This window comes from Lactonifactor longoviformis, assembly GCF_042848515.1.
Lineage (GTDB): Bacteria > Bacillota > Clostridia > Lachnospirales > Lachnospiraceae > Lactonifactor > Lactonifactor longoviformis.
Map to the genome: position 1 here is coordinate 4753013 of NZ_AP031453.1, position 19511 is coordinate 4772523.

General features: G+C 46.5%; 11 protein-coding genes. 4 read left to right on the plus strand and 7 right to left on the minus strand.

Annotated elements, in window-relative coordinates; all coding sequences use genetic code 11:
• The first annotated feature begins 76 nt into the window (after positions 1-76).
• From ACGHCT_RS21720 to ACGHCT_RS21735, 4 genes are all read left to right on the plus strand, one after another.
• A complete protein-coding gene (locus ACGHCT_RS21720) occupies positions 77-1021 on the plus strand; it encodes a 30S ribosomal protein S1 (RefSeq protein ID WP_154256922.1) in 945 nt (314 codons plus the stop codon).
• Between the two features lie 55 nt (positions 1022-1076).
• Positions 1077-2138: a PTS transporter subunit IIC gene (locus ACGHCT_RS21725; protein ID WP_256281210.1), complete on the plus strand. Its 1062-nt coding sequence runs from the start codon at positions 1077-1079 to the stop codon at positions 2136-2138.
• Positions 2139-2173: 35 nt separating this feature from the next.
• Complete coding sequence (locus ACGHCT_RS21730; protein WP_390437484.1) at positions 2174-2707, plus strand: cob(I)yrinic acid a,c-diamide adenosyltransferase; 534 nt, start codon at positions 2174-2176, stop codon at positions 2705-2707.
• A gap of 155 nt (positions 2708-2862) precedes the next feature.
• Positions 2863-3558 carry a GTP pyrophosphokinase family protein gene (locus tag ACGHCT_RS21735; protein ID WP_154256932.1) on the plus strand — a complete coding sequence of 232 codons (696 nt, stop codon included), beginning with the start codon at positions 2863-2865 and terminating at the stop codon, positions 3556-3558.
• 37 nt (positions 3559-3595) lie between these two features.
• Here ACGHCT_RS21735 and ACGHCT_RS21740 read toward each other — a convergent pair whose 3' ends face one another.
• From ACGHCT_RS21740 to ACGHCT_RS21770, 7 genes are all read right to left on the minus strand, one after another.
• On the minus strand, positions 3596-5083 hold the full coding sequence (locus tag ACGHCT_RS21740) for an IS1182 family transposase (RefSeq protein WP_390437485.1): 1488 nt from the start codon (positions 5081-5083) through the stop codon (positions 3596-3598).
• A 160-nt stretch (positions 5084-5243) separates the two neighbouring features.
• Positions 5244-8219: a family 43 glycosylhydrolase gene (locus ACGHCT_RS21745; protein WP_256282637.1), complete on the minus strand. Its 2976-nt coding sequence runs from the start codon at positions 8217-8219 to the stop codon at positions 5244-5246.
• A 1242-nt stretch (positions 8220-9461) separates the two neighbouring features.
• Positions 9462-14729 carry a beta-L-arabinofuranosidase domain-containing protein gene (locus ACGHCT_RS21750; RefSeq protein WP_390437486.1) on the minus strand — a complete coding sequence of 1756 codons (5268 nt, stop codon included), beginning with the start codon at positions 14727-14729 and terminating at the stop codon, positions 9462-9464.
• Positions 14722-14850: a hypothetical protein gene (locus ACGHCT_RS21755; RefSeq protein ID WP_256282266.1), complete on the minus strand. Its 129-nt coding sequence runs from the start codon at positions 14848-14850 to the stop codon at positions 14722-14724. Before ACGHCT_RS21755 ends, ACGHCT_RS21750 begins: the two co-directional genes overlap by 8 nt.
• A gap of 129 nt (positions 14851-14979) precedes the next feature.
• Positions 14980-16179 carry an extracellular solute-binding protein gene (locus ACGHCT_RS21760; protein WP_390437487.1) on the minus strand — a complete coding sequence of 400 codons (1200 nt, stop codon included), beginning with the start codon at positions 16177-16179 and terminating at the stop codon, positions 14980-14982.
• A 13-nt stretch (positions 16180-16192) separates the two neighbouring features.
• Entirely contained in the window at positions 16193-17704 is a 1512-nt protein-coding gene (locus tag ACGHCT_RS21765) for a response regulator (RefSeq protein WP_390437488.1), read from the minus strand.
• Positions 17704-19500 carry a histidine kinase gene (locus tag ACGHCT_RS21770; protein WP_390437489.1) on the minus strand — a complete coding sequence of 599 codons (1797 nt, stop codon included), beginning with the start codon at positions 19498-19500 and terminating at the stop codon, positions 17704-17706. The genes ACGHCT_RS21765 and ACGHCT_RS21770 overlap by 1 nt, the downstream gene beginning before the upstream one ends.
• Positions 19501-19511 lie beyond the last annotated feature (11 nt).

The following is a 19511-nucleotide window of genomic DNA, read 5'->3' on the forward strand; positions in this document are numbered from 1 at the left end:
AAATTATATTTTATACTTTCCCCACATTATGATATAATTATCAGAAAAGCGTCAGCATAAAATAAGGAGGAACACTATGTCTGAAGAAATGAAAACACCGGAAGAAATGACTGCACCCCAAAACCAGGAATCTATGGAGGATTACACCCAGGAGTTAGAAGCCTCTTTTAAAAAAATTGAAGAGGGGGATATCATTACCGGCACGGTTATCTCCATCAGTGACACAGAGGTCACTCTCGACCTCCGCTATTACGCAGAGGGAATTATTAAAAATGAAGACTTCAGCCGTATGCCTGGATATTCTGTAAAAGAGCACGTTTCCGTAGGGGATGAAGTGTCCGCCACAGTAGTCAAGACAGACGACGGACGCGGCAATATTCTCTTATCCCGAGTAGAAGCCAACGATACTCTGGCATGGCAGAAGCTTCAGGAGCTCAAAGACAGCAAAACCATACTTGATGTAACTGTGAAAGGCGTTGTAAATGCAGGAGTTATCGCCTACGTGGAAGATGTGAGAGGATTTATCCCGGCTTCCAAGCTTTCCCTGAGTTATGTGGAGAATCTGGAAGACTATCTGAACAAGCCCATCCAGGTACGAGTATTTGACCTTGACAAGGAAAAGAACCGTCTGATCCTTTCTGCCAGAGAGATACTCCGCGAGAAGGCTGAAGAGGAAAGAAAGGCCAGAATCTCTAATGTGGCAGTAGGTCTGGTGACAGAAGGTGTGGTGGAAAGCATTCAGCCCTACGGCGCTTTTGTCAACCTTGGGAATGGACTGTCCGGCCTGGTGCATATATCACAAATCAGCGAGAAAAGGATTAAGACCCCCTCTGAATGCCTCAGCGTGGGAGATCAGGTAAAGGTGAAAGTAATTGCCATTAAAGACGGCAAGCTGAGTCTCAGCATGAAAGCGCTGAACGATGTAGCCGCAAAAGAAATTGAAGAGGAAACCTTTGAACTTCCCAAATCGGAAGAAGTTACCACAAATCTGGGGTCTTTATTTAAAAACCTGAAATTATAAGGTGTTTAGAAGACTTCCTTAAGACTTAATACGAGGTGAGATAGGAGAACTATTCATGTTTAAGAAAATCTTTAACCGGATCTTTATAGATGGGTTAAGCGGTATGGCATCAGGCCTCTTTGCCACTCTGATAATCGGCACAATCGTTCAGCAGCTGGGAAATCTGATAGGCGGAAATATAGGTTCTGTCCTGTATCAGTTTGGAAAGATGGCAGCTGCCATGACCAGCGCCGGCATTGGCGTGGGCGTAGCCTGCCGTTTCAAGGAGAGTCCCTTGGTGGTACTCTCCGCGGCTACTGCAGGTATGGTGGGCGGATTTGCCGGAAAGATCCTGTCCGGGGCTGTATTTGCCGCTGACGGTTCTGTGGTTCTGGCCGGCCCCGGGGAGCCCCTGGGGGCATTTGTCGCCGCCTATGTAGCCATTGAGCTGGGACACATCGTATCCGGCCGCACAAAGGTGGATATTCTGGTTACACCTCTGATTTCTATTGTATCCGGATCTGCAGTAGGACTTTTGGTAGGCCCCCCCATCAGTGCTATGATGACAAAGCTGGGCGCCCTGATAAACTGGGGTACAGAACAGCAGCCTCTGCTCATGGGCATTATAGTATCTGTGCTGATGGGTATGATTTTGACCCTGCCAATCAGCTCCGCTGCTCTTGGGGTTATCCTCAATCTTTCTGGCCTTGCCGCCGGAGCCGCCACCATTGGCTGCTGCTGTAATATGATTGGTTTTGCCGTGGCAAGCTTTCAGGAAAATGGAATCTCAGGCCTTATTGCACAGGGAATCGGAACCTCTATGCTTCAGGTTCCCAATATTGTGCGTAAGCCGGTCATCTGGCTGCCGGCGATTGTATCCAGTGCCATTCTGGGTCCTGTAGGTACCATGCTATTTAAGATGACAAGCAATGCAACCGGCTCCGGAATGGGTACGGCAGGTCTTGTAGGACAGATTATGACCTGGCAGGTAATGGTGCCCCAGGAGGGAGCCACCGTAGTTCTGGTCAAGATCCTTCTCATACACTTTGTCCTGCCCGGCCTTCTCGCCTATGGGGTTTCCCGTTCCATGAGAAAAGCCGGATGGATTAAGCCCGGAGATATGAAACTGGAAGTATAGCAAACAGTGTTTTTAGAATGGGGGATGACACAGATATGAAAAAAGATATTGGATATGTTCACATTTACTGCGGAGACGGAAAAGGGAAGACCACAACCGGAATGGGACTCTGCGTCAGGGCGGCCGGATACGGATACCGTGTGCTTCTGTACCAGTTTATGAAAAACAATAAAACCAGCGAACGCAGTGTTCTGAAAGAGGTTCCCAATATTACCCTGATGGAAGGTCTGGAGCAGGAAAAATTCAGTTTTCAGATGTCCGAGGAAGAAAAAGCGGAACGGACACTCTTTTATGAAGGGCAGTTTCGTAAGATCACCCAAAAGGCACGGGAAGAGGATTATGATGTGCTTTTCCTGGACGAGTTAATCTATACCATCCGCGCCGGACTTTTTCATGAGGAACTACTTCTGGATTTTCTGAAACACAAGCCGGAAAAACTGGAGGTTATTCTTACAGGGCAAGGACCCAGCCAGGCGCTGATAGACGCGGCAGACTATGTCTCTGAGATCAAAAAAATTAAGCATCCCTTCGACCAGGGACTCCCCGCCAGAAAGGGAATAGAATCCTAAACATTCTATTAATTTTTGTTAATATTTTGCCAAAGTCACCCGGTCTATGGTATAATAGGAAAAAGCCATTCTTTAACGCATTACCGTGCTGGTGATATTTTCCAGGGCAGGAGAGCGTGAGAATGGACGATGAAACTAAAGAGGATGTGAGGCCCATGCAAAGTAAGACTCTTCCCATCCGCAACTTTGAAGATGTGGACAGCTGGGAGACCCTGATGTTTTTATACAACGCAGCCCTGAAAGAGATAGGCACAAAGATTGATATTCTGAATGACGAATTCCAGCATATCCATCGGTACAACCCTATAGAACACGTAAAATCCCGGATTAAAAAACCGGAGAGTATTGTAAAAAAGCTGAAAAAAAACGGCTATGAGTCCAGTATAGAAAATATGGTAAAATACGTAAACGACATTGCCGGTATCCGTATTACCTGCTCCTTTACCTCGGACATCTACCGTATTGCAGATATGATTGCCAAGCAAAGTGATCTAAAGATTCTGGCTTTAAAAGACTACATGAAGCATCCAAAGGAAAGCGGTTATCAAAGCTACCACATGCTTGTTACAGTCCCAATCTTTTTATCTGACAGTGTTGTGGACACAAAGGTAGAGATTCAGATCCGCACAGTTGCCCAGGACTTCTGGGCCAGTTTAGAGCATAAGATCTACTACAAATTCGAAGGAAACGCCCCGGATTTTATCAGCGAAGAGCTGAAGGAATGCGCTAAGATCGTTGCACAGCTGGATGCCAAAATGCTGTCCCTCAATGAAAGCATTAAAAAAGTGGAGGCCAATGCCTCGGGGGACTATACTTATCAGGACGAAAAAAACAAACAATCTCTTGCATAATGGTATGAAAACAGCCGGCGGAATATCCCGCCGGCTGTCAGACTGTAGACAAATTGGTTTTGGGCTTTGTATCCCAGAGCCAGTTTTCTTTTATTAACAAAATTGCGTTCCAAATAAAGTTTGTGTAAGGGGCTTCTCCCTCTAGAAGCCCCCATTTCGCTTTCATCCTGGCCAGCTTTTTCAGATTCATGCACGCAAATGTAAGCCCGACCTTCATTTCCATTCGGGCTTTTCCAAACATCTGTGTATATCGGAAACCATGATTCTCCTTTGCACTTCCAAAGATTCGTTCTATGGTTTCTTTCCTTTGGGAATATAATTCTTTCATACCCACGGTTTGGCGGATCTCCTCACACATCTCCATGTAAGGTTCCCATATGTGGCGCATAACCGTCTTTACATGATCTTTGCTTTGGGTACATTTTGCAAGATAGGCACAGCTTGCACAGCTACTTCCACAGCTTTTGTACTCCCGATATCCCTCACGGTTGGTTGTTCGATAGGTCAGCACCTGATTGTTGGGACAGATATAGCAGTCGTAATACTCATCATAAACGTACTCGTATTTCTTGAAGAAACCCTCTTTTGTCAGGGGGCGTTTGTATGGCAGAAGCGGTTTGACTCCTTGATCGATCAAAAGTTTTGCTATACCGGGAGTTTTATATCCTGCATCGCCTATCAGCGTCTCTATTCCGATCCCTTTTATCTTGTCATATAAGGACTTGAAGGTTCTGCTGTCATGATTGTTCCCGGGATGAACGCTATAGCTGAGAATCCATCCATTCTTATCACATGCGGTCTGTACTGCATAAGCAAATACATGTTTATGTTCTCCTTTGCGGAACCATCCGCTTTCCGGATCAGAAGCGCTTGCTTTCACTGTCTTTTCTTCTTTGCCGCCGGCTCCACCGGATGGTGTATTGCTGTCATCCTCTTTTTCTTTCAGCGGACGTTTCCCGTGTGCTTCACGGTCTTCATTGATTTCCTGTTTCAGCAGATCTTCAAAAAATAATGCCTCATCATGAGCAATACGCTTCTGCATCTTTTTATTGTTTGCTCTGGCTTTTACATGGGTGGCATCCACAAAAACTTCAGTAGGGTCTACCAGCTTAAATTTGTAGCATTCAGAAAGGATATGCTCGAATATCTGTTCAAAGAGGTCGGTGTCTTTAAAGCGTCTCGTATAGTTCTTTCCAAAGGTTGAAAAATGCGGCACTTTATCCAGCATATCCAGCCCGAGGAACCAGCGGTAGGCGACATTTACCTCAATCTCTTTTACCGTCTGGCGCATGCTTTTAATGCCATAAAGATATTGGATGAAAGGAATCTTGATCAGCATGACGGGGTCCATACTGGGGCGTCCGTTGTCCTGACTGTATTTTTCTTCTACCAGTTCATAAATGAAGGACCAGTCGATTGCTTTGTCGATGATCCGCAGCAGATGGTCCTGTGGAACCATGTCATCCATGCAAAACAACTGAATCTGTTCTCTTTTTTTATCCGCATTCTGTGTCATCATAAGCATCTCACCGCCTGTATTTGATACATCTATTATACCAAAAAAGAGCCTCAAAGTCTTGTAAGTGCTGACTTTTCTGGCTCAATGGCGAAGAAAATCCGAGGCACTTGTCCTCGGACTTTGTCTACAGTCTGACAGCCGGCGGAATATCCCGCCGGCTGTTTATTTATCTTGTTTTTGTCCACACACCGGAGCCGTTTACATAGTATTTCCCAATCCAGGTATTTGCTGCCATTGCTCCGTTGTCATACAGATAGTAATAATTTCCTCCTGTATATACCCAGCCGTTCTGCATAGCTCCGCTTCCGCTGCAGTAATACCAGGTACTTCCATCTTTCACCCAGCCTGTTACCATAGCTCCGCTGCTCTTTAAATAGTACCAAGTAGTTCCATCCAGCAGCCAGCCTGTGGCCATGGCCCCGCTGTTCTTCAGATAATACCAGGTAGTTCCGCTCTTAATCCAGCCGGTCTGCATAGCTCCGCTTCCATTGCAGTAATACCAGGTGTTTCCTATCTTAATCCAGCCTGTGGCCATGCTTCCGTTTGCATTCAGATAGTACCAGGTAGTTCCATCCAGCAGCCAGCCTGTGGCCATAGCACCGCTGTCTTTCAGATAATACCAGGTTCCGCTCTCTTTCAGCCATCCCGTCTGCATGATTCCGCTTCCGTTGCAGTAATACCAGGCGCCCCCTGCCATTACCCACCCGGTTGCCATGCTTCCATCTCCATTCAGATAATACCAGCAGCTTCTGTCCTTCAGCCATCCCGTCATCATAGTTCCATCTTCTCTGAGGTAATACCAGCTGCCGCGGTCATTTGCCCAGCCTGTAGCCATAGTTCCGTCGTTTTTCAGGAAATAACGGTTCTTTCCGTCCTGAAGCCAGCCGGTCTGTCTGTAGCCATTAGTGTCAAAATGATACCACTTGCCATCAATCTGTTTCCAGCAGTCCTGTGGCCATGTGTCGTCTCCGTTGTCATACCACCAGCGGTCACCGCTCTGTACCCATTCAGGCGGAGCGATAATTCTTACCTGGAACTGTGCTTCAGCGCCCTCAAAGCTTATTGTTACAGTCTGAAGTCCACGGACAGAAGAATCAAATCCACTGACTTTATATCCCATTACTTTCTGGCTGCGGCCGTCAGAAAAATCTGCTGTCACCACCATGCCTGTTTTGTCAAAGCTGTCACCCATCTGGTATGCTGTTTTATAATCACCGCTCAGAGTAATTCCAGTAACAGAGGGTGTCTCATCGTCAGCATCGTTAAATGGAGTAACTGTGATATTTTCAAGGAATACTCTGGAGTTTCCCCCTTCAAGTCTAACGGTATTGGTTGCTCCCGGAGTCATATCATTTACTGTGAACTCAGAGTGACCAGTGAAGAAGGATTTGCCCCCTGTAGCCAATGTATTTACATAAGAATAATCTACGCCATTGACAATCAGTTTTAATTTTCCTTTGTCAGGAGTTGAAAAATTAATACCGATGGTTGCTCTTCCGCCTACCTCGCCGCCGTCTACATTATTAAATACAACTGCGCTGCCGCTTTTGTGCAGGTTTGTAACCACATTGCCTGCGGATGCTTTGTCATTTGCCAGAAGTGCCGCATCCCCTTCCAGCTCTGCTTCATCCGCCTGATAAGTTACCATATCCTCGGAAGGCTCTATTCTTGGGCCTACAGGCTCCACACTGTCCAGAGTCTGCTCAACCATAAGGATCTTTCCGTTCTCGTCAAACTCCAGCTTGTCCACACATACGGAACGAAGATTCCCGGTACCCGAGATTGCTTTATTATGATAGAACAGATACCATTCTCCCTTGTACTCCACTACCGAACCGTGAGAAGTGTCACAGCCAGTGGAATCCAGGAATACATCCTGATACTCCCATGGGCCAAGAGGACTGTCGCTGGTAGCATATTTCATACGGTTTCCGTTTCCGCCGTGGTTATCAGGATATGTAAGATAATAAATTCCGTTTCTCTTAAAGATCCAGGTACCCTCATGGAAATCATCCAGTCCCTCCATGGGAACAGGCTCAGATTTAATGGATATCATATCATCATTTAACTCGGCGCCTACGCATTTGCCGCCGCCGCCCAGGTAAATATATGCCTTTCCATCATCATCCATGAATACACAGGGATCGATCATAGCATCGCCGCCCATGCCTTCGATGTACCCTATATCTGTGAACTCTTTATCCGGAAACTTACTGGTTGCTATACCAACTTTCCAGGAGTCATTCCATTTGGACTCGCTTGGATGGGGATAATAGAAATAATAGGTTCCATCTTTATATGCCGCATCCGGCGCCCACATGAACCCGCCTTCGGGGCGGCCCCACTCCACATCATCAGAGCTAAGGATCTCTCCCTCATCAATCCAGTCAACCATATTGTCAGATGAAAATACATGGTATCTGTCCATCAGATCACAGCCTCTGGCAGGGTCTGTATCATGAGAAGCATAGATATAAATTCTGCCGTCATCCCATACATGAGCGGACGGATCCGCTGTATACATACTCTTAATAATAGGGTTATTCGGCTGGATAATCTCAACTTCCTCCGGTTCTACTGTGCCAGGCTCAGTTACATCATTCACATCAATGTAATCAATATTTACCCAGCCGTTATCCGCTTTATCTCCCAGCGTAGTAGATACATATACAACATTGTCGCCGGCCTGCATGTCCACCTTTACAGACGCTCGCTTCTTACCAAGTATTTCAACCCTTTTCGGAGTTCCGTCATTGCTCTTTACTGCAATGTCATTTGCAGGCCTGTCGCCTCCGGAGCAAACATAACCCACAACAACTTCTACCACCCCATTTTCCTCTCTGGGAACAGTAATCTCCACATGGGAGGTATTTTTGAATTCAAAGTCGAGGGCATCAAACCCACTTCTCATCTTATCCAGATTCGCTACAGCCATACCACCTGAATAATCATTGCCGCGCTCAAACTCTTTTCCTGGCTCAATCCCATAGGTAACTCCGTCCTCTGCCTCATAACGGGTATATCCCTCCGGAACCTCAGGCGGCGCCGCAAACACCGCAGTACCCGTAGATAAAACCATAGAAAGAGTCAACGTTGTTGCTAATAAACCTGCAAAGCCTCTTTTTCTCTTACTCCTGTTCAATGTAAAACCTCCTCTGCTTACTGTTATACTTACGATTTTGCTATTCTGCAGATTTCTGCTTATGTCTTCTTATGTCCCATATCTTCATCTCCTCCTTACATTTTACTTGTTATTAACAGAATATCATGAAAGGAACAGGATAATATTGCTTTTCTCCTGTATGTTTTTGTGTCAAGTTATTGTTTTTGCAAAATACCTGGATATTTTTGTTATTTTATATGACAATATTTTCCTATTGATATTAAATTATAGTTTTGTGTAATAGTTTTGTGTATGTGAAGTTCGGGGTTATGCAGTCGGCGAGCAAGGCGTTGCAGACGGACGGATATAGAAGGGAGCACCGGGGAGACAGGGCCAGGCCAGGGGCCGGGGTATAGGGGCAGGTCAGGGAGGTCAAGCGGAGTGAGCCGAAGATCCAGGCCACCAGCTGATTAGCGAGGAAGGCTCTCCTGACGAGCTTAGCAGCTGGTAGGACTTAGCTGAGGGGAACAGAGCCTCGAGCTGACCTGCCCCTATACCCCGGCCCCTGGCCTGGCCCTGTCTCCCCGGTGCTCCCTTCTATATCCTGGCAGAGACTCACTTCACATTCACGGAAAACGGGTGGGGAAGGTCGAACGTTGTACACTTTTCCTCTGGTTTCCCACTATTGATAACTCGATGTTTTGGATAAATAGCCAACTCCCTTGAACTTCCCTATACCCAGGTGAGAGGAATCCTGCGGCGGTGGGCTGGCGGTTCGGGCGGGAGGGAGGGCTTAAGTTCCGGGGACGATTCCGCAGGAGTGAGTAGAGAGTCTTAGGCAAAACCGGGATTCCCGCAGGAGATTTTTTCGGCAGTCCGGGCCGAAAAAAAGTGAGCATGGGCAGAGAATGCACATCAAGCATTCTTTGCACATACGAACGGTGCTCCGGCGGGGATTCCGGTTTTGTCTTAGACTCTCTTCGCGACGGAGGTGTCCCCGGAACTTAAGCCTCCCTCCCGCCCGGACCAGCCAGCCCGCTGCCGCGGGAGTCCTCTCACCGTCCCCCTGCCACCTACACCTGCCGTCCTGAATCACCTTGAGCCGAAGTCCAAGCGCTACACCCCTAAATCCCAAGTTATCATTACAAAAAGCCGCAGAAATGCCCTTCCTTTCTTCGGCATTCCCGCGGCTCTCTGCTTAAATCACCCCGATACTATATCAAGTTTAATCCATAACTCACTCTACTCCTATCAACTCTCCCGGATGTATTCTATTTTGTATTACCTCCTTGTCTTCGTCCATACCCCAGATTTGTTTACATAATACTTACCAACCCACTGTTTTGCTGCCATAGCACCGCTGGCCTTCAGATAATACCACTTACCGCTGACCTTTACCCAACCGGTTGCCATGGAGCCATTGCTCTTCAGGTAGTACCATGTTTTTCCGTCCAGCAGCCAGCCTGTGGCCATCGCTCCATTGCTCTTCAGATAATACCAGGTCTTTCCGTCCAGCAGCCAGCCCGTTGCCATCGCTCCGTTGCTCTTCAGATAATACCAGGTCTTTCCGTCCAGCAGCCAGCCCGTTGCCATCGCTCCGTTACTCTTCAGATAATACCAGGTCTTTCCGTCCAGCAGCCAGCCTGTGGCCATCGCTCCGTTACTCTTCAGATAATACCAGGTTCTTCCGTCCAGCAGCCAGCCTGTGGCCATCGCCCCATTGGCTTTCAGGTAGTACCAGGTATTTCCTAACTGCAGCCAGCCCGTTGCCATTGCTCCGCTGTTCCTCAGGTAGTACCAGGTATTTCCCAACTGCAGCCAGCCCGTCACCATTGCTCCGCTGGCTTTCAGATAGTACCAGGTATTTCCCAGCTGCAGCCAGCCCGTGGTCATCGCTCCGCTGTCCTTCAGATAATACCATGTATTTCCTTCCTGCAGCCAGCCTGTCTGCATATAGCCATCCTTGTCAAAGTAGTACCACTTTCCTCCAATCTGCTGCCAGGTGTCCTTGGTGAATGTTCCGTCACTGTTCACATACTGCCAGCGGCCCTGTGCATCCTGATTCCATCCGTTCTTAACGATTTCCTTATAAAGAGCTTTGACCGTCATATCCCCTGTTACATTGGAAAAGTCCTTGTCCCAGCCGGTGAATTCCCAGCCCGGTACTTCCGGTACCTCCGGTGCTGTGGCTGCATCACCTTCTTTTACTTTATCTGTGAATATTGTTTTTCCGTCTTTGCCTACGAAGGTAACTGTATATTCCTTTATTTCCGGCTCTATCCTGTCGCCTTTTACCTTCCACTCAATGATGCCTACGCCTGCTGCCTTTTTCATCATAGTTACCCGGAAAGAAGTGGTCACTACCGGATCAAAGGTTGTTACATTAAACTTATCCATCTCTGTTGCCATACCATCAGGGTTGGATACCTCTGTCCACTCATTGTTGTCATTCAAGTATTCATATTTGTAAGAAGATGGCACCTGGACACCGCCGTCTCCCCCCACACTGTTGTCAAAAAAGTACATTTCTGCAGTGTGAATATTCACAGGCTTATCCCAGGTATAGCTTACCCACTCTTCTGCTGCATCGTGATTTCCCCAGGTTCCAAAGTGTTTTACTCCATTTCCCAGAGAGGTTTCTGAGACAACTCCGTCATTAACGGCATCCAATGTCTCCCAGGAAGAGCAATAGCTTGCCTCTGTGTTTGCTGTAGCTTCTAATTTGTCAGGATCATTATCCGGCGGGTTAATCAGACGGAAGCTGACCTCAACCGTCATATCCTTTGTTACATTTTCTAAGGTATAGGTGCTATTTTCTCCTACCTCCACTGCTTTGCCGTCAATCAGCAGCTGTTTTACCATATAACCCTCATTGGGAGTCATAGTCAGCTCCACATTGCCGCCTTCCGGAATGTTAACCTTATCTGCGGTAATGCTTCCGAACTTAGGCGTTCTGTTGTTCAGTGTCAGTGTATACCAGTTCTCCACATCTCCGCCCTCGTCAGACATCACAGTCTTAAAGTACGTATGGTAAGCGAAATTATATGCGGAATACATTGGTACGAAGGTCATACCATTTGTTTTTAATGTAGGAAGTCCATCTTCCGTGTCTACTTTTTTAATTGACTGAGACAAATCCGGAGAAAGAATCAGGGAAAGCCACTGTGTCTTATTATTTTTTGCTACCATTACCAGCGGTCCGTACATAAGGCTGGATACTGTACTTCCCTCCAGCTTGTCGGGTGTTTTGTCAAGATGATAGTCAAAAGGCATCGTAATCTCTACCACGTCACCGTTTTTCCAGTTTCTGTCAAGTTCCAGGTATGAGGACAGAGCGGCTGTCTCCTTCACTTCCTCCCCATTTACTTTCACAGTAAATCCTTTGGTTGCCCAATAGGGCACACGAAGCTTCATCTTAAATGTTCCGTCACCGTTTACGGTAAGTTTTGTACTCTCCGACGGGAATTGGTTTTCCTGCGTAACAGATACTCCCTTTTCCTCCCATTGTACGGTAGATGGCATATATAAGTTTACATAAAGTGTGTCATTACTCTTATAGTATGCTGCCTCCTGGTATTTCACATGGTTTTCCATACCTGTACCGTGACAGCAGGTAAAAGAGTCATAGTCACCTCCATATGATTTTCTGACGCCCGGTCCAATGGGAAGCATATAGGTGGTTCCGTTATGCATGCTGGAGGTCGTCTCCTGATACTGAGATGCAATTATCTGGTTGTACAGAGTCCTCTCATAATAATCCATATAAGAAGCATCATCCGGGCTGTACTGATACAGCTGCTTTGTTAGTTTCAGCATATTGTATGCGGCACAGGTCTCACAGTTTCTGTCAGACTCTATGTCATTGGCCTGGTTATAAGGAGTCTTAAAGTTTTCTCCTCTGCCCACACCTCCGATGGAGTACGCATATCTGCTGGTAACCATATCCCAGAAGTTCTTGCCGATATTATAATAGTAGGGATCCTTGGTTGCTTTATATTCTTCCATAGCCCCAACAATCTGTGGTATGTGCTGGTTTGCATGGCGTCCCTGAATATCATCAACATTTGCCGCCAGATTGTCAAAGAACTGCTTATTGTCAAAGAATTTTGCACCCTCCAGGTATTTTTCATCTCCTGTAATGTTATACAGTTTTGCCATTGACTCATTAAATCCGCCGAATTCGCCGGCAATATACATGCCCCACATTTTCTCTCTCTGCTCCGGGGTGCACGCGTTCAGACGTTCGTAAACCCAGCTTCCCAGATCCATGGCTGCCTCAAGCGCCTCCTCATTTCCCGTGTACTGGTAGGTATCCAGGAAACCAGCCATTATCTTATGTAAGGTATAATACGGCGCCCAAATAGTTGCATACGGTGTATACTGCTCCAGAAGCGCAAACTGATCCGGAGAGTATGCACTGATAAAGCCTTCCCCCCATTCCCCGGGATTTGTGCTCCAGATACTCTGGTCTGCATTCTGAGGAGTTCCCTTTGTTTTAAAGTCTGCGGCATTGCCCTTGGACATCAGCTGCAGGGTGCGCAGTTCATGAATCATTTCTTCGGATTTGGCCTTTAGCTCCTCATCCTTTGTGGATGCATATGCAAGAGCCAGAGCGGACATATAGTGTCCGGTAGAATGCCCGCGCAGGAGCCCCTTTGGTTCATCCCACCCGCCTAAAGGCTTGGCGCCTTTTGTATCTTGTCCGAAGGTTGCCCGGAAGTTGTAAAGCATTCTGTCATTATCCAAAAGTTTCAGGTACTCTACGGTTCTTTCCCTGTTCTGTGTCAGAATAGAATCCCCATCCAGAGTAATTTCACTGAGATCCATGGTCTCTGCCTGAATTTCCAGAGGCGTCTGGGCCTCATCTACAACATTTACCGTTGCCTCAATGGGCATAGCCTCATCCACAATCTTGCCGGATACCTTAAATGTTCCCTCTTTGCTGTAGTCTTCTTTCTCAATCTTTGCCGGCCATATAGTTTTTAGTTCTTTGGATGTTTTATCAGAATACTGAACCGTCACATAGGCGGGCAGAGAAGGAGAAACACCAACTCTGGTCTTTACGGTAATGGGGGAGTAGGACTCAATGGATGCAGTCTCAACCTTAGGAAGAACTGTAACCTCAAAGTCTCTGGTACTCTCCGCACCATCTTTTTTTGCCGTAGCTGTAAGTACCGCACCCCTGGCTTCCTCTCCTATCTCCGGTCTTGTAATTACACCCTCTTTGGTGATTACTTCAGGAGCAGATGTGTCCCAGGTAATAGCTGAGCCCCATTCTCCCTCTGACGGGAGTTTCAGGCTGCTGGTCAATGCGCTCAGATCCCCCAAATCCAGGACCTCCAGATCGTGGGCTACAATTTTATCTCCGTCAGGCACTGCGGGCACGGTAATGTCAAAGACTCTTTCTACATTCTGAGCCGTCCCGTAAGATCCCTGTACTGTTAATTTTACAGCAGCATCCGGCTGGCCTGCTTCAGGCCTGGTAACCTTACCTGTTGCCGGATCAATAACGTCCTCTTTGTCACAGCTCCATACAAACTGTGATCCATTGGCTCCTGTCTCGGGCAGCGTCAGATCCTCGGTTATCTGAGACAGATCCCCAAGATCAATTGCTGCCAGATCTGCAGAGACAATTCCCTCGTCGGTCACGTCGAATAAGCCGTTCACTTCATTTTCATCCATTGCATAGTTATAAATTGAAAAATCCGCAAACAGCCCCCTGGTTGCAGGATCTGAAAACTGTCCCCGGCCAATATAATTCTGGGTAGATTCTGCCAGATCCTCTAACCCTGCAGTCAGCCCCTCTCTCTGGGCTACCATCTGTCCGTTTTCATAGAGCGTCAGCGTATGATTGGCCCCGTCCAAAACTACTGTGGTGAGCACCCACTTATTTTTTTCAATGCCCTCTTCTTTCTGGGCAGCCTGTTCCTCACCCCATCCGTTTACAGTAATAGCTGTGGCATAGCCTTTTGCTCCATCATTGGCACCGTCAGACAGCAGATACAGATATTTGTTTGTGTCAGAACCAAAGTCCCAGATCCTCTGATATGCCTTATCCGTAGGAAGATTTACCCAGCAGTTAATGGTTGCGCTTTCCATATTATTAAAAATACCTGTGGGAAGTTCAAGGTATCCCCCTTCTTCTCCCCCTGGGAGTGATAATGCTCTCACATCAGTCCCATAAATATTGGCATCAACGATTTCCGTTCCTCCCTTATCCATATTGCGGATTACGCCGGCTCTTGTCCCGTCCTCGGACTCATCCTTTACTATGGTAGAGTTTACTTCCTGGAAATCATAATGTACTATTTGTTTTCTCGTTGTTTCCGCCTGTACACTAATGCCCTCTTCTTCCGAAAGCTCCAGTCCGTAAGCCGCAGCATCCCCCTGCTCTTCCTGTGCAGGTTCGTTTTCCGGGCCCTCTATGCCCTCTTCTGCAACAATGCCATTTTCCTCAGCAGCCAGTACAGAGGCCGGAGGAAGTACAGTAGTAGAAACCATCGTCCCTGCAAGAAGCAGTGACAGCATCTGCATTTTGTTTTTACGCATCTAAACTTCTCCTTTCAGCTATATTTTTTCCCATATAAGCTCTTCTTCTGCATCCCGGGAACAGGGATGTAAGAGCATATACAGCTCCTTCATTGTGTAAAGCAGATAAATTTCTTTCCATAAACAAAACCTCCCTTATAAAAAGCGTACAAGTTACTGCTCGTTTTTGCCGCTTTATTATAAGAGAGGTTGTCTGTTTTGGTAATTCTAATTATTTAAGAATAGTGGACTATCTTCAACTTAAATCCTCTTACTTCTGTACATCTAACATGAATGCTGCCTCCTTTGGAGATTTCTGTTCAGCTACCATCTGATACACCGATTGAGAAAGCTGTTTTGACAAAATATTCCAGGAAGGAATAGAAGATCGTACTACTGCCCCTGCCATTTGCTCTTTAAATACCTTAAGATTGGTATCCTCCGGTATTTCTATATTCATTTTTGCAGGCAGAATCTGCGCTTCCTGACAGAATGCCTGCATCACCTGGTCCTGGTTATAATACTCCAGAAACTTCTTGGCCCCTTCTACATTTTTGCCCTTCAGAATCCCCAAATTTTCACCGCCTACAATCACACTGCTGATCTTATCCGCGGGCAGGGGACTGACGCCATACTCTATTCCCTCTTCATCTAACATGGGCAATACCCATGGACCATTCTCCATCATTGCAGCGCCCCCTTCCGCAAATACCCTGCCCACATCATTCTGGGACATATTAATACAGTCGCCCGCCATGTAGTTATTATCAATCATACGTTTCAGGAACGCCAATGCCTTTTCCGTTCCCTCCCCGCCTATCTCTGATGCATTCTCACCGGTTGATAATATCCATGGGAGAATCTGAAACGCCCCCTGTTCCCCTTCCACCGCGGACATAAGAAAGCCGCTGCAGGACTCTGTGGACAGAGCCGCCGCCGCCTGTTCCAGCTCCTCCCAGCTTTCGGGGGGATCTATATTCTTTTCTTCCAGCATCTTTTTATTATAGATCAATGCGGCATTGTTGCAGTTCATGGGAAGACCGTACATATGGCTCCCGTAGGAAACCGTCTCTACCAGAGACGGATAGTAGTCCTTTTTAGCACCAAGTTTTTTCAGAAAGCCTGTAATATCCTCAAACAGCCCCATCTTTATAAAGGCAGACATATCCGGGTTGTCAATGATTGCCAGATCCGGCAGCGCTTTCTCGGTGTATGCCATAGATAGTTTTTTGGTAAACTCCGTCATCGGTACATATTTCCAGGATGCTTCGTAGCTGTTTTGGGAGCGGTTAAACCCACGGATCACCTTATCCAGGGCACTGCACTGGGCATCTGTCTCAAAATAGGTCCATATTTCAATTTTTTCCCGTTTCTTTTCTTTCTCCGGCGAGGCATTCCCTCCCCGGCAGCCCGCCAGCATACCCGCTAAAAGAGTAACTGCCAGTCCTATCCATATATATAATCTTTTCATAACTCCTCTTTCCTCAGTGCAGCGCTCTGTAGTCCCCGGGCGAGATTCCTTCTACATCCTTAAAAACACGGTTAAAATACTTGGCATCCGCATATCCAACCTCTTTCGCAATCTCATAGATTTTCTTATCAGTATCCTTAAGCAGACGTTTCGCGTGACTGATGCGGAACTTTTTGAGAAAAACAGAAAAGTTCTGCTCCATCTCCCGGTTAAACAGAGTACTCAGATATTCGGGGGTGATATCCAGACTGGCAGCCACCTTTTCCAGAGAAATGCTCTCCTGATAATGGTTTCTGATGTAATCTAAGGCCCTTTTGATTGTATAGTTGCTGATATTTTCTCTCTGGCTTAAACCGGATGCAAGGATACGTATCTCCCGGTTAAGAGTATCCTCCAGCTCCTTCCGGGTAACTGCAGTTCCTATACTTTTCATAAGATTCAGGTTAAGCAGCTGTTCATAGAGTCTCCTGTTCCCTTCCTGGCTGAGGCTTAACATAAAGTGTGCCATTCTTATGTATCCTTCCCTGATCTGATCGGGTTTCACTCTCAATTCCGCCATATAGTGAATAAATCTCTGTCCCGCCTTATATACCTCTTCTTTCTTTTCTCCGTAAAATGCAGTCTGCAGCTGATGTTCCAGTTGCACCGGGTAAACATACTCCACAGGCCGATATTCCTGGATTCTCTCCTTGCTGATAAAACCAGTATCCCCCAGTATCATGCCATACGGGTACTGCTCCCTTACCTTCTGATAGGTTACTCCTATATTTTCCAGCCCCTCAAAGATGTTCTCTGTCCACACCCATCCATGGCTGTACAGTACGTTTTGAAGCAATTTGCGTTCCAGCTCTCCTTTTACGCTTTCCCAATTTTTATTCTCCGTCAGGCAGATAAATTCCCTGGTATTCTCTATGTAAAAGTAATAAAACCTTTGACCAGGAAACTTTCCCCGGAGCTTTCCGAATCTCTGCATACACTGTTTCCGTTCCTCCTGGGTAGCACAGCCTGTGTAGGCGCACAATAGCCGGAATGAGCCTGCGACCGGGAGAGATAAGGCTTCTCCAACCTCAAAAATCTTACTAGAATCATATTCGCTCTGAATCAGAATATCCCTCAGCTCCCTTTCCGGTGAATTCTGCAATCTGGCTGACCTTTCCCTCAGGATCTTTTTCTGAATGGAATCCAGCAGACAAATTACATCCTCCGGGGCCAGGGGTTTAATCAGATAGTCATCCACCCCGTACCGTATGGCCTGCTTTGCATATTCAAACTCAGAATATCCGCTTAAGATTACAAAATGCCGGGCCGAACCCTGTTCGTAAAGATTGCGGATCATTTCCAGTCCATTCATTTCCGGCATCCTAATGTCCGTAATAACAAGATCCGGTTCATACAATTCTGTCAGCTCCAGGCCTTCCCTTCCATTTCTTGCCTCGCCGACCACGGTATGTTCCGTATGATTTTCTATTAAATTGGCCATCCCCCTGCGAATTTTAACTTCATCTTCCACCACTAATATTCTCATCACTTACCCCCGTCTATAATTGGCACCCGCAAGGTTATTACGGTTCCCATGCCGGAAATGCTGTTTACATGCCACTCTGCCTGGTCTTTGTAATACATTCTCAGCCTGGAGAATGCATTTTGCAGGCCAATTCTGTCCGACTCATCCTCAACTGCTCTGATGGGATCATTGTAAAGCTCTACCAGGTTCTCAGGCATTCCTTTGCCGTTGTCCTCAATAATGAGAAGTATTCTGTCCTCCCCCGGGGACAGGCCGATGTCCACACGGAGGAGACCGTCTCCATCCATGTCCTTTAAACCGTGAAGAATGGCATTTTCAATAAAAGGCTGTAACAGCAATTTATAAATCCATTTTTTTCTAGCTGCATCCTCCACATGCACCTCAAAGGTAAACACCCCCTCAAAGCGCATCTGCTGAAGGCTCATATATTTTTCAATCCAGTCCTCCAGGTCCTTGATGGTTACCATCCCATTGCTTTTATCTATACTGTACCGGAGTATCACCCCCAGATTCCGGAGCATCTTGCTTATCTCATACTCCCCCTGCTCAATGGCCATCCAGTTGATAGAGTCCAGGGTATTATACAGAAAATGGGGATTAATCTGTGCCTCTAAGGCCCTCAGTTCAGCATTTTTTTGCCTGTCCACCGCTTCTTTCACTTCCCGTATGAGCTGTTTTACCTTTGCTGTCATCTTGTTAAAATTTTCTGCTATATCGCCGATCTCATCGTGCTGGGTAATGGGAATCGTCACATCAAGATTCCCTTCCTGTACTTCCTTTATCCCATCTACCACCTGATGCACAGATCTGTTTATGTCTTTCACCAGACAGAAGATAGCGGCAGAGGCCCCCACAATTGCAAGCACCCCTATCATAATATAAATCAGCTGCGCCTTCACAACATCCCGCAGCATAAAATCCTTGTTATATGCGTTGTAAAAGGTCCATCCGGTTACCGGATCCTCATAGGAATTCACAGCTAAATTCTTATTTTTCATAAGCCCCGTTTCTTCCACAAAGTCTTCTATGGGCATCTTTGGATCTTTTCTAACTCCTGAAAATGCTGCATCCGGGTATGCAACTATAACATCCTCCTCCGTCATAGGAAAATTGATCCCCATCCCCTCCTCCTGCTCAGGGGTATTGCAGATGCTGTTGAGCACCTGCTCATCTATGGTCATCACAATGGTTGCTATACTTCCCTGTTCCAGCCGGTCTGCATCAAACACCTTTTTGGAGATATGAAAATAATGCTTCTTTTCCCCTCTCTCCTGAAAGGTCATGGTTGGTGTAATTGTGGATCCCGTGCCATGGATGGCGTCCTTATAGGGCTGTATCTTCCGCAGATCTTTGTAGTCCTTCCACAGATTGTTCATATAAGAATCCGTCTCAAAATCATATACCACCGCCTTTCCGTCACTGCAGATCACACTGATGCATCGGATCCCGGAATCGGCAGTATTATACTGCTTCAAACGATTATTAATTTGATTGTATGCCACAGCCTGAGAGCTGCTGTTGTCCATTAGTATCTTAATATTTTCCGTAATAAGCTCATCCTGATACATCTGATAGAGAGAATTGGTATAAATCTGTAAATTGAGATTTGTACGGTCTGCTATCCTGACAAGATTATTGATCATCAGCTGATCAACTTTATCTGTCATATTTTTCGCATTCAAAACAAAAGACACCGTCAGAATAAGGGCAATGGGCAACAGAGCTGTGAGAACGAATATTATCATAAGCTTTGACTGGAATTTGCTGTTTTTATATCTATTTTTTAATGTATTCATAACGCTCTCCC